This window comes from Prochlorococcus sp. MIT 1307 (assembly GCF_034092395.1).
Classification (GTDB): Bacteria; Cyanobacteriota; Cyanobacteriia; order PCC-6307; family Cyanobiaceae; genus AG-363-K07.
Map to the genome: position 1 here is coordinate 1455195 of NZ_CP139301.1, position 12614 is coordinate 1467808.

The window sequence follows — 12614 nt, forward strand, 5'->3', positions numbered from 1 at the left end:
TTGGAACATATCCAGAGATGGTTACCCTTCCATCATGGCAATTGTTTCTTCTAATACAGATCGATCCGATTCTCAAGCTTTAAGGGGTAAGAATCGCTATTTATCTGCTTCACCTCTTATCGAAGAGTTAAGTCCGCTCCGTGACGATGGACTTAGGCCCAAATCGTTACAAGATTATATTGGCCAGTCTGCGCTCAAAGAAGTTCTTGGTATCGCCATAAAGGCTGCAATTGGAAGAGGGGAGGCTCTTGATCATGTTTTGTTGTATGGGCCGCCTGGATTAGGTAAGACAACTATGGCTCTTGTTTTGGCTTCGGAATTGGGAGTGAGATGTCGCATTACGAGTGCCCCTGCGCTTGAACGACCACGCGACATAGTTGGCTTGTTGGTCAATGTTCAGCCTCGTGATTTGCTTTTTATTGATGAGATTCACCGACTACCACGGGTCGCAGAAGAACTGCTGTATCCCGCTATGGAGGACAAACGTTTGGATCTCACAGTTGGGAAAGGAAGTTCATCCCGTATGAGGTCTTTAGAACTATCACCCTTCACTCTTGTTGGCGCTACAACTAGAGCTGGTTCGCTTAGTTCGCCTTTGCGAGATCGATTTGGCCTGAGTCAAAGGTTGGAATTTTATGATTTGAAAGACCTTCAGGCCATTGTTGAAAGAACTGCACGTTTGCTTAGCGTGTCAATTACTCCAGAAGCTTGTCTTGAGATAGCTAGAAGGTGTAGAGGCACTCCAAGAATTGCGAATCGGTTATTAAAACGGGTACGGGATTTTGCAACAGTTCGAGGAGCTGTTGATTTGATTAATCCAGACTTGGTTGATGAGGCTCTCAGATTGCACCGTGTAGATGATCGAGGTTTAGATCAAAGCGATAGACGATTATTGGAATTTCTTCTTGAGGTTCATGGAGGAGGGCCTGTGGGGCTCGATACTTTGGCAGCTGCCCTCGGAGAAGATTCTGCAACTTTAGAATCAGTTGTTGAACCCTTTCTTTTGCAAATTGGGTTTCTTCAAAGAACTCCAAGGGGGAGAGTGGTTACTCCTGCTGGCAAGCTTCATATGGCATCAAAAGAGAATTAATGAGCTTTTTCTAGTGCACAAAAAACTTATTTTGTTTGGTTTGAGGGCTTTATTGGTTTGTTTTTTATTTACTAATCAGCTGCCAGTAGGGGCTTCGCAATTACCGCAACCACTCTTTGAAAAGGCTATTCAATCTAGTAAAGATGGAGATTTGATCTCAGCTTTAGAACGATGGGATAAGTTCTTGGAATTATTTCCAGAGGATGCTTTGGCATGGAGTAATCGAGGAAATGTACGCTTTGCACTTGGAGACTTAGAAGGCGCTATTGCGGATCAAACAAAATCCATAGATATTCTGCCTTCTGAGGTGGATTCTCATTTAAATAGGGGAATAGCAGAGGAAGCGTTGCAGTTGTGGGATGAAGCAGCAGCTGACTACAACTGGATTCTTCAACATGATCCTGAAGATCCTTCTGCAATGTATAACCTTGGCAATGTGAGAGTTGCACAAACTAGCTGGGCAGAGGCCGAAGTGCTTTTTCAAAATGCTTCATTGGGACGAAAGGGTTTTGTTATGGCTCGTTCAAGTAAGGCTTTAATGGTTTACCAGCTTGGTGATTTGGACAAAGCGCAATCAGAACTTCGAGCAATTATTCGGAGGTACCCTATGTTCGCTGATGCGAGGGCTGCATTGACTGCACTTTTGTGGCATCAAGGTCGTTTTGGTGAGGCGGAGAGTCATTGGGCTGCAGCAGTTGGATTGGATAGTCGTTACAGAGAGAAAGATTGGCTGTTGCATATTCGTCGTTGGCCTCCTGCACCAGCCAACGACCTTCTTGCATTTTTAGCATTGGAGAAACCATGAATTGTGCAAATGTTTTAAAGACTCGCCTGAAAAATTATTTACCTGATCTCATAGAGCTGCGTCGCCATTTGCATGCACATCCAGAGTTAAGTGGTAATGAACATCAGACTGCCGCCCTTGTGGCTGGAGAATTAAGAAAATATGGTTGGCGGGTAACAGAGGCTGTCGGTCGTACTGGAGTCTTAGCTGAACTTGGGCCTAGTCATGGTCCATTGGTTGGTTTAAGAGTGGATATGGATGCTTTGCCTGTCGAGGAGCTAACGGGGTTGGAATATTCATCTCGGAGTCAAGGCTTGATGCATGCATGTGGACATGACTTACACACCTGTATAGGGCTTGGTGTGGCAAGGATTTTAGCCGAGGAAAAAGACCTGACGACAGGTGTTCGATTGTTGTTTCAACCAGCAGAAGAAATAGCAGCAGGGGCCCGATGGATGCGTTCAGATGGTGCAATTCAAGGTTTGGACTCTCTTTTTGGGGTGCATGTATACCCCGATTTACCTGTAGGAAAAATTGGCGTTAGAAGTGGAAGCCTAACTGCAGCAGCAGGAGAGTTGGAAATTGAAATTATTGGAGAAGGTGGACATGGAGCACGGCCTCACCAAGCTATTGACGCTATATGGATTGCCTCAAAGGTAATAAGTGGTTTACAAGAATCGATTAGTCGACGACTAGATCCATTACATCCAGTGGTGATTAGTTTTGGACGAATTGAAGGAGGGAAGGCTTTCAATGTAATTGCCGATCGGGTGAAACTTTTGGGAACGGTTCGTTGTTTGGATGACACTTTGCATGAGACATTGCCAAATTGGATAGAAGAGATTGTCCAATCGATTTCTTCTAGCTTTGGCGCTAGCGCAATTGTCAAATACCGCTGTATTACACCAATTGTTTATAACGATCCTATTTTGACAACTATGCTTGAAAAATGTGCGATTTCTGTTTTGGGAGAAGTTAATGTCTTAAGACTGGCCACACCCTCTTTAGGTGCAGAGGATTTTGCTGAACTATTGCAAGGTATTAGAGGCACAATGTTCCGCTTAGGTGTTGCTAGTGAGAACGGTTGCGCCCCACTTCATAACGGTCATTTTGCGCCAGATGAGAGAAGTCTTGAGGTTGGTATTGAGGTGCTTTTAGCTACTCTTTTTGAATGGATGCAAGAGCACTCTATAATTGATAGTAAGGATTCATGAAGAACTTCCATAATCGATTGTTATCACTTTCTGCTCCTTGTTTGATTTTGATTTCAATATTGGGATTATTTCAACGTGAAGGCAGTGAGCGATTGCAATCTTTGCCTGCTTTATTAGCAGGGGTAGGGTTAATAATTAGTGGGGCTCTGGAGCGCCGCAATCGTCGAAAGAAGTTACTCTTGGCAATTCGCAATCGAAATCAGCCTATAAATTGATCAATTCTCAATATAAATAATTAAGGTTCAGATATTATTTATCTTGTAATTGCTAGTTAAACTCTTCAGAGAAATTTTAATATCGAGCACTACTTCCTTCAATCTATTTAACTTTCATTTGACTTGGTTCTTTTTTGGGTTCGTGGGAAAAGAATTTGGTTTGGTAAATAGATTACGGCTGAATTAATGAAATAGAGCTAGCTTTAGACAATCACTAGGGGTGCCATTCAAATTTCTTTTTGATGGCTGAGATCAAACCCTCCGAACCTGATCCGATTTGCGTCGGCGAAGGGAAGTGAATCAAGTGTGATCTCAGGCTTTGCTACTCCAACCATTCTGTTCTGATTACGTTTAGGTCATGCGAACTTCCTGGGTAGCTTCTCGCAAGGGCAAAAGCAATGTTTCTCAATTGCATTTTGCTCGTCAGGGAGTTATTACCGAAGAAATGGCTTATGTGGCCAACAGAGAAAGCTTGCCTGAATCCTTAATTATGGAGGAGGTGGCTCGAGGAAGGATGATAATTCCTGCGAATATTAATCACCTAAACCTTGAGCCTATGGCTATAGGGATAGCTTCTAAATGCAAAGTGAATGCAAATATTGGAGCTTCACCTAATGCCAGTGACGTTGATGAGGAATTAAAAAAATTGAAACTTGCTGTCAAATATGGCGCAGATACTGTTATGGATCTCTCGACTGGAGGAGTGAATTTAGATGAGGTTCGCACTGCGATTATTAATGCATCTCCAGTGCCAATAGGCACCGTTCCTGTATATCAGGCTTTAGAAAGTGTCCATGGCTCGATCGAAAAATTGTCTGAGGATGATTTTCTTCACATTATTGAAAAGCATTGTCAACAAGGTGTTGATTATCAAACTATCCATGCTGGATTATTAATTGAGCATCTTCCCAAGGTCAAAGGAAGGTTAACTGGGATTGTTAGTAGAGGAGGGGGAATTCTTGCCCAATGGATGTTGTATCACTACAAACAAAACCCTCTTTACACTCGCTTTGAGGACATTTGTGAGATTTTCAAACGCTATGACTGTGCCTTTTCCTTAGGAGACTCTCTTCGCCCTGGTTGTTTGCATGATGCATCGGATGAGGCGCAGCTCGCTGAATTGAAAACTCTTGGAGAACTCACCCAGCGTGCGTGGAAACATGATGTTCAGGTGATGGTTGAAGGTCCAGGTCATGTGCCAATGGACCAGATTGAATTCAATGTTCGTAAGCAAATGGAAGATTGCGCTGAGGCCCCTTTTTATGTTCTTGGCCCTTTAGTTACTGACATAGCACCTGGTTACGATCACATTACAAGTGCAATTGGTGCAGCAATGGCTGGCTGGTATGGAACAGCGATGCTTTGTTATGTCACACCGAAAGAACATTTAGGGCTCCCTAACCCTGATGATGTAAGAGAGGGTTTAATTGCTTATAAAATTGCTGCACATGCAGCCGATATAGCTAGACATCGCCCAGGAGTTCGTGATCGAGATGATGAGTTAAGTCGTGCTAGATATGCCTTTGATTGGAATAAGCAATTTGAATTAGCTCTAGATCCTGAACGAGCTCGTGAATATCATGATGAAACTTTGCCTGCAGATATATATAAACAAGCTGAGTTCTGTTCAATGTGTGGGCCAAAGCACTGCCCAATGCAGACCAAGATAACGGAAGCTGATTTAGAAGGCCTTGAAAAGGCGATAAGTCAAAAAGGAGCGTCTGAATTAATAGCACTTAAGCTAAACAAAGACGATTAATATTATCTTTAGAAGAGATAGCTTAAATTTGTTATCAAGCCACGATAAGTGGAGTTATTACTTGTTAACTAGTTCTAATATCTACTTTGCCGAATAAGCAGAGTAGATATTAGAAGCATGTAGGATTTGACTAGGATTTATTTATAAATATTATTTAATTCAATAGCTTTTTGGCTTTATTTATAACATTTTCAACCGTAAATCCGAATTTCTCCATGCATGTTCCACCTGGTGCAGATGCTCCAAAACTACTCATCGTCACACTGTCACCATCAAGACCAATGTATTTGTGCCAGCCAAAGGCCTCAGCTGCTTCTACGATGATTCTTTTGCGAATACTTGATGGGAGTACTTCCTCTTTATAAGATTCACTTTGCTCTTCGAATAACTCTACACAAGGCATAGATACAACTCGTATTTTTCGGCCTTCTGCTGTGAGTTGTTTGGCTGCTTGTACACAGAGATCTAGTTCGGTCCCTGTACCGATAAGAATTAACTCAGGCTCACCTTCGCAATTCTCAAGGATATAGCCGCCTTGAGCAACCTTTGCTAATGAAGTATTTGCTTGGTTCGCCATGCCTTGTCTGCTTAGGCAAAGGGCGCTTGGTCGATTTCTGTTTTCAATAGCAATTTTATAAGCCCCGCTAGTTTCATTTCCATCACCAGGACGGAAAACCAACATGTTGGGTATTGCGCGTAAAGATGGAATAGTTTCTATTGGTTGATGAGTAGGGCCATCTTCCCCAACTCCGATTGAGTCATGCGTAAGTACGTAAATCACTCCTAATTCACTTAGTGCTGAAAGGCGCATTGAGCCCCGCATGTAGTCTGCAAAAACTAAGAAGGTTCCTCCATAAGGAATAAGTCCACTGTTGTGATAAGCGATCCCATTGAGAATTGCAGACATTGCATGTTCTCTGACTCCAAAGTGGAGATAGCGTTTCTCAGGTGTTCCAGATTGGAAAGACCCTGTTTCTCCTTTTATATCTGTGTAATTTGAATGGGTTAGGTCTGCTGACCCTCCAATGAGTTCAGGAAGGTTTGGTCCTAGGGCTCCTAGACAGATTTGAGAGTGCTTTCTAGTTGCAAGACCTTTCTCTTCTTCTGTATAGGTTGGTAAATCCTTATCCCATCCTTGGGGAAGTTCACCACGCAACATTCTTTCAAATTGAGCAGCTTCAGTGGGGTATTTGGTGCGGTATTTAGTTAGCTCTTGATTCCATTCAGCTTCTAAGCTGGCTCCACGATTAATGGCTTTTCTATAACAGTCATAAGCTTCTTCCGGAACTTCAAATGGGCCATAGTTCCATCCAAGTTGATTGCGAGTCAGCTGGGTTTCTTCTTCTCCTAGAGGAGCCCCATGTACGCCAGCGGTATCACTTTTGTTAGGTGAGCCATAACCGATGGTTGTGGTGACTTTGATAATTGAGGGTTTGTCTGTGACTGTTTTTGCTAATTCAATTGCTTTTTCAATTGCATTGATATCTGTGTCTCCATCAGCCACATGCTGTACATGCCAGCCATAAGCTTCATAACGCTTTAGGACATCTTCAGTGAATGAAACGTCTGTCCTCCCATCAATGGTGATCCTATTGTCGTCATAGAGAGCAATTAGCTTGCCAAGTTTTAAATGGCCTGCCAGAGAACAGGCCTCTGAAGAGATTCCTTCTTGGTTACAACCATCACCCATCACTACATAGGTGAAATGGTCCACAATTTTTGAATCTACTTTGTTGAATTTGGCGGCGAGATGAGCTTCTGCAATAGCTAGACCTACTGCATTAGAAATACCTGCCCCTAAAGGACCTGCGGTTACTTCTATGCCAGGGGTTTCAAAAGTTTCTGGGTGACCAGGGGCTCTTGAGCCCCATTGACGAAATTGCTTGATATCTTCAAGGGTGACTGAGTCATATCCAGTGAGGTGTAAGAGCGCATAGACCAACATGCATCCATGACCAGCTGACAGGACAAAGCGGTCTCGATTGAACCATTGAGGGTTTTTCGGGTTATGGCGAAGAAATTTGTCCCAGAGGGTATATCCCATAGGGGCACATCCCATTGGCAAACCAGGGTGCCCACTGTTGGACTTATTGATCGCATCGACGGCCAGCATGCGAATGCTGTTGATGCAGAGCGTTTCTAGAGAGGCTGTCGCGGCGACCATTTCGTTAATTGCGGATTAGTGATGTGAAGATGAGAGGTGTTGTTGGCAGACCTTTTTAGATCAATTGCCTAAAGGCCAAGCAGACGTTATGGCCTCCAAAACCAAAAGAGTTTGATAGAACAACTTTTGAGTTGTGAACTCTGGCTGTGTTCGGTACATAGTCCAGATCACAATCAGGGTCTTTATTGGAGTAATTGATGGTTGGAGGTACTACTCCATGCTTTAGAGAGAGCACGCACGCTACAGCTTCAATCCCTCCTGAGCCTCCAAGAAGATGACCAGTCATGGATTTTGTAGAGCTAATAGGGATTTGATGAGCTTTTTCCCCAAACACTGTTTTTATTGCTGATGTTTCGTTTTTGTCGTTGGCTGGTGTGCTAGTTCCATGCGCATTTATGTAATCGATATGTTCATGGCTTATCTCGCCATCTTGGAGAGCTAGTCGAATTGCCTCTGCACCCCCTACTCCCTCTGGAGAAGGAGAAGTGATGTGATGCGCATCACAGGTTGTGCCATATCCAATGATCTCGGCATGAATAGTTGCACCTCGTTTTTTTGCATTATCTAAGGTCTCTAGTACTAATATTCCAGCCCCTTCTCCTATCACAAAGCCATCTCTTTGTGCATCAAAGGGTCTGCTAGCTGTTAATGGATCATCATTTCTAAATGAGAGAGCCTTAGCACTTGCAAATCCTGCGACTCCTAAAGGAGTAATGCTTGCTTCGGCGCCGCCACATACCATTGCATCAGCTTTTCCAAGTTGAAGTATTCGAAAGGCATCTCCTATTGCATTAGAACCTGCAGCACATGCTGTTGCGACTGCTGAACTAGGCCCTTTTGCCCCAAGGGCAATAGCGGCTAGTCCTGTAGCCATGTTGGGGATCATCATTGGAACCGTAAAGGGGCTTACTCGAGATGCACCCTTGTCAGCGAGTACATGAGCTTGGGTTTCCATAGTCAGTAACCCACCCACTCCAGAGCCAATGATTACACCAATGCGAGAGGCATTGCTTTCTTCAATTGTGATTCCTGAATGAGCTAGTGCTTCTTTTGCTGCTATTACACCGAACTTTGAGAATCTATCCCATCTTTTAGATTCCTTTGGCTCTAAGAGTCCTGTTGGATCAAAGTTTTTGACCTCGGCAGCAAAGCGACAGGCATGAGCAGAAGCATCAAAGAGAGTGATGCCCGCAACACCGTTACGGCCTGCAGTTAGACCCTCCCAGTACTCTTCGACGGTATTGCCGATAGGTGAAATCGCGCCGAGGCCAGTGACCACAACGCGATGAAGACCCTTCACCATTAGATCCTCAGGATTGCTTGTCTTCGATGTACTTAACAGCATCACCAACTGTGGCGATGCCTTCTGCAGCCTCGTCGGGAATTTCAATGTCGAAGGCTTCTTCCAAAGCCATGACTAGCTCGACTGTGTCCAGCGAATCTGCTCCGAGGTCATTTTGGAAATTTGATTCCGGCTTTACTTCACCGGCATCAACACTGAGTTGTTCTGAAACGATAGAACGAACTTTTTCTAGGATCGCTTCCGCAGCCATAAATAACCGATAAAACCAGATCTGTATCCTACGAGCTGACGGAAGTAGTTAACAAGAGTGACGGCAGGTTGGCGAATGTATTTAATTTGTCCAAGGCGGAGTAATGTTTGTTACAGGCCAGTTCCGGAAAAGGACTTATGTCCCACGCCGTCAAGATCTACGACACATGCATCGGTTGCACACAATGCGTGAGGGCTTGCCCTCTCGACGTGCTTGAGATGGTCCCTTGGGATGGATGCAAAGCAGGACAGATTGCTTCATCTCCTCGCACTGAAGATTGTGTTGGTTGCAAACGTTGTGAAACGGCTTGCCCAACAGATTTCATCAGTATCAGGGTTTATCTAGGCGATGAAACCACCCGCAGCATGGGCCTAGCCTATTGACCTTCCCCAACTTTGTTAGCCTCTAGGTTAGTTTCTAGAAACTAAAGAAATAACCTCAGCCTGGGTTCCACCCGGGTTAATAAATGTGTGGAATTGTTGCTGTAATTGGTTCTAGAGATGCAGCTCCTTTGCTTCTTGAAGGATTAAAGCGTCTTGAGTACAGAGGCTATGACTCAGCAGGACTTGCAACAGTCAACGAATCGCCTCTAAGGGGGAAAGGCTCTCTTACATGTAGAAGAGCCAGTGGAAAATTGGTAAATCTTATAAATGTGGTTGATAAGGAGGGTGCCTCTGGCCAATTAGGAATTGGGCATACAAGGTGGGCAACGCATGGGAAGCCTGATGAGCGGAATGCTCATCCTCATAGGGATAGTTCTGGCAGTTTGGCAGTAGTTCAGAATGGAATTATTGAGAATCACAGCTCTTTACGAAAAGACCTTCAGAAAGAAGGCATCAAATTTGCTTCCGAGACTGATACAGAGGTTATACCTCATTTAATTTCTCGAGAACTTAAGTTGCTCAAATCTGATGGCCGTGCTTCAAACGGTTCGTTGCTTTTAGAAGCTGTTCAAAAAGTCACCTTGCAATTGAAAGGTGCATATGCTCTTGCAGTCGTTTGGGATGCCACTCCAGATGCATTAGTAGTAGCAAGGCGACAGGCCCCACTATTAATTGGTCTTGGAGAAGGTGAATTTATCTGTGCAAGTGATACCCCTGCACTAGCTGGCTTTACCCGGACGATTTTGCCAATGGAAGATGGCGAGGTTGCGTTATTAACTCCTCTTGGAATTGAGCTCTATGACATTCAAGGAAAACGACAACTCAGAAGCCCTTCTTTGCTGAATGGGCAAGAAGATGTTGTCAATAAGCGACATTTTCGTCATTTCATGCTTAAAGAGATTTTTGAGCAATCGGAAACGGCAAGATATTGGGTGGATAGGCATCTTCCATTGGGACTTCCTGAAAAAGCTCCAGTGGTTTATCCATTTGAAGATTCTTTTTATGAAGGTATCGAGCGTATTCAGATTCTTGCCTGTGGAACTAGTCGCCATGCCGCGACGGTTGGAGCTTATCTTTTGGAACAGTTTGCAGGGATACCTACATCAGTGTTTTATGCCAGTGAATTTCGCTATGCGCCACCACCGCTAGCCCCTCATACATTGACTATTGGCGTCACTCAGTCAGGAGAAACTGCTGACACACTAGCTGCGTTAGCAATGGAATCTAAAAGACGAGAGGCATATGGGAACCCTGCTTTTTTACCTCGTCAGTTAGGTATTACCAATAGACTTGAAAGTTCTATTACCCGTCAGGTTTCAAATATTCTTGATATAGGAGCAGGGATTGAGGTAGGAGTTGCCGCTACAAAAACCTTTTTAGGTCAATTATTGGCTTTTTATGGCTTAGCACTGTCATTTGCATCTAGAAGTGATAGTTGTTCTGCAAAAGAAATACGTAATTTGACAAATGAACTTAGAGCCCTACCGAACCAGTTAGCTGTATTAATTGAGAAACATAATGAAATTTGTGCAAATTTAGCTCAACTTTTTTCAGATACACAAAATGTAATTTTTTTAGGACGGGGTATTAACTATCCAATTGCTTTAGAAGGAGCTTTAAAGCTGAAAGAAATTAGTTATATACATGCAGAAGGTTACCCAGCTGGAGAAATGAAACATGGCCCTATAGCTTTATTAGAAAAAAAGGTTCCAGTTATTTCTATTGCTACACCAGGAATAGTTTTTGAGAAAGTTTTAAGTAATGCACAAGAAGCAAAAGCACGTGATGCAAAGCTTATAGGCGTTGCACCTGAGGGGCTTGCGACAGAAATTTTTGATGCTTTGCTTCCAATTCCTGAGGTAAGTGAATTGATTAGTCCTTTAGTGTCAATTATTCCAATGCAATTGCTTAGTTACCACATTGCAGCAAATAGGGGTCTAGACATTGATCAGCCTCGCAATTTAGCGAAAAGTGTCACAGTTGAGTAGCTGAATGCTCTTGGACTTCAGCAATTCGACCATAACGATCTTTGAATCGAACAATGTCGTCTTCGCCTAAGTAAGTACCACTTTGAACTTCAATTAATTCCACTGGCATACGCCCTGGGTTTGTTAGACGATGTTTACAACCTAAGGGTATGTAAGTGCTTTGGTTTTCACCTAATAAACTTTTTTCTCCATCTCTTTCGATTAAAGCAGTTCCCTTTACAACTATCCAGTGCTCAGCTCTGTGGTGATGTAGTTGCAGTGAAAGACTGGCGCCTGGCTTAACTTCAATCCGCTTGACTTGCCAGCGGTTGCCTTTAATGACACCTGTGTAATTTCCCCATGGGCGATATATTTTTCGATGTGCAATACCTTCAGGACTTCCAGTATTTTCAAGACGCTTGACTATATTTTTGACATTTTGAGCCTCGTTTTGGTCAGCTATGAGAACTGCGTCGTCAGTCTCTACTACTAGTAGGTTCTCTACCCCAAGGCCAACAACTAGTCGGTGCTCACTTCGCAAGTAACAGTTGCGAGTTTTTTCGGCTATTACTCGTCCTGTAATGACATTGCCATTCTGGTCTTGATCTGTTGTTTCCCATAGAGCATTCCAGCTCCCAATGTCACTCCATCCTGCCTTTAGAGGTATGACAGTTCCCAATTGAGTTTTCTCCATAACTGCGACGTCAATTGCCAAATTTGGACATCTTGCAAAGGCCTCCCTTTCCAGGCGGAAGAAGTCAAGGTCAGGGATCTCTTGATCTAATGCAGCTCTGCAGGAGCTAACAATTTCTGGTACTAAGCGATCTAATTCACTGATAATTGCACTTGCTTTGAAAAGAAACATCCCACTATTCCAAGTGAACCGAGTATCTTTCAAAAACTCTTGAGCGGTATTTTTGTTTGGCTTTTCAATAAATCTCGATATTGTTACTCCTTCGAGAGAATCATTTTCTAGAGAATGAGATGCTTCGATATAGCCATAGCCTGTTTCTGGTTTGGTCGGCACTATTCCAAACGTGACAAGTCTTCCTTTTTCTGCATAGGTTTTGCCAGCTTCAATAGCAAGTAGGAATTGTTTTTCATCTCTTATTACATGGTCTGCTGCTAAGACCAATAGAAGAGGATCTTCCCCTTTGTCTGTAGCTTTTAATGCAGCTATTGCAATTGCAGGGGCTGTATTTCGGCCTATTGGTTCAAGCAAAATTGCGCTTGGCTCAACATTTATTTGTCGCATTTGTTCGGCCACGATGAAACGATGACTTTCGTGGCAGATCAATAATGGTTCGGCTAGGCCTTGCAACCCTTTCAATCTTTGCTGAGTTTGTTGAAGCAATGTTTCTTTGTTGTCGCCATACAAAGCCCAGTACTGTTTTGGATAGCTAGCACGAGAAAGGGGCCATAGCCTGCTACCTGATCCGCCACAAAGGATGACAGGGGTTATGGAGGATGTTTCCACTTCTATTA

General features: G+C 43.6%; 11 protein-coding genes and 1 riboswitch. Of the genes, 7 read left to right on the top strand and 4 right to left on the bottom strand.

Features of this window, described 5'->3' with window-relative positions; all coding sequences use genetic code 11:
- Window positions 1-34 precede the first annotated feature (34 nt).
- The 5 genes from ruvB to thiC all read left to right on the top strand — a co-directional run bounded on the left by ruvB (window position 35) and on the right by thiC (window position 5062).
- Window positions 35-1090 (top strand): Holliday junction branch migration DNA helicase RuvB, encoded by a 1056-nt coding sequence (gene ruvB / locus SOI82_RS07400; protein ID WP_320666803.1) that lies wholly within the window; start codon window positions 35-37, stop codon window positions 1088-1090.
- A 13-nt stretch (window positions 1091-1103) separates the two neighbouring features.
- Complete coding sequence (locus SOI82_RS07405) at window positions 1104-1895, top strand: tetratricopeptide repeat protein (protein WP_414153505.1); 792 nt, start codon at window positions 1104-1106, stop codon at window positions 1893-1895.
- Window positions 1892-3088 (top strand): amidohydrolase, encoded by a 1197-nt coding sequence (locus SOI82_RS07410; RefSeq protein WP_320666804.1) that lies wholly within the window; start codon window positions 1892-1894, stop codon window positions 3086-3088. Before SOI82_RS07405 ends, SOI82_RS07410 begins: the two co-directional genes overlap by 4 nt.
- Window positions 3085-3303 (top strand): DUF3188 domain-containing protein, encoded by a 219-nt coding sequence (locus SOI82_RS07415; RefSeq protein ID WP_320666805.1) that lies wholly within the window; start codon window positions 3085-3087, stop codon window positions 3301-3303. The genes SOI82_RS07410 and SOI82_RS07415 overlap by 4 nt, the downstream gene beginning before the upstream one ends.
- Before the next feature lie 206 nt (window positions 3304-3509).
- Window positions 3510-3614, top strand: a riboswitch (TPP riboswitch).
- Window positions 3615-3661: 47 nt separating this feature from the next.
- Complete coding sequence (thiC, locus tag SOI82_RS07420; RefSeq protein WP_320666806.1) at window positions 3662-5062, top strand: phosphomethylpyrimidine synthase ThiC; 1401 nt, start codon at window positions 3662-3664, stop codon at window positions 5060-5062.
- A gap of 154 nt (window positions 5063-5216) precedes the next feature.
- On the opposite strand, the gene tkt is transcribed toward thiC, so the two are convergent.
- From tkt to acpP, 3 genes are read right to left on the bottom strand one after another with little or no spacing between them, the layout of a single operon-like run.
- On the bottom strand, window positions 5217-7226 hold the full coding sequence (tkt, locus tag SOI82_RS07425) for a transketolase (protein WP_320666807.1): 2010 nt from the start codon (window positions 7224-7226) through the stop codon (window positions 5217-5219).
- Window positions 7227-7281: 55 nt separating this feature from the next.
- Window positions 7282-8529 carry a beta-ketoacyl-ACP synthase II gene (gene fabF / locus SOI82_RS07430; RefSeq protein WP_320666808.1) on the bottom strand — a complete coding sequence of 416 codons (1248 nt, stop codon included), beginning with the start codon at window positions 8527-8529 and terminating at the stop codon, window positions 7282-7284.
- Window positions 8530-8536: 7 nt separating this feature from the next.
- On the bottom strand, window positions 8537-8779 hold the full coding sequence (acpP, locus tag SOI82_RS07435) for an acyl carrier protein (RefSeq protein ID WP_320666809.1): 243 nt from the start codon (window positions 8777-8779) through the stop codon (window positions 8537-8539).
- A gap of 137 nt (window positions 8780-8916) precedes the next feature.
- On the opposite strand from acpP, the gene psaC reads away from it, so the two are divergent.
- Window positions 8917-9162: a photosystem I iron-sulfur center protein PsaC gene (gene psaC, locus SOI82_RS07440; RefSeq protein ID WP_320666810.1), complete on the top strand. Its 246-nt coding sequence runs from the start codon at window positions 8917-8919 to the stop codon at window positions 9160-9162.
- Between the two features lie 83 nt (window positions 9163-9245).
- Window positions 9246-11150 carry a glutamine--fructose-6-phosphate transaminase (isomerizing) gene (gene glmS / locus SOI82_RS07445; protein ID WP_320666811.1) on the top strand — a complete coding sequence of 635 codons (1905 nt, stop codon included), beginning with the start codon at window positions 9246-9248 and terminating at the stop codon, window positions 11148-11150.
- On the opposite strand, the gene SOI82_RS07450 is transcribed toward glmS, so the two are convergent.
- Window positions 11137-12606: a mannose-1-phosphate guanylyltransferase/mannose-6-phosphate isomerase gene (locus SOI82_RS07450; RefSeq protein WP_320666812.1), complete on the bottom strand. Its 1470-nt coding sequence runs from the start codon at window positions 12604-12606 to the stop codon at window positions 11137-11139. The genes glmS and SOI82_RS07450 overlap by 14 nt on opposite strands.
- Window positions 12607-12614: the final 8 nt, after the last annotated feature.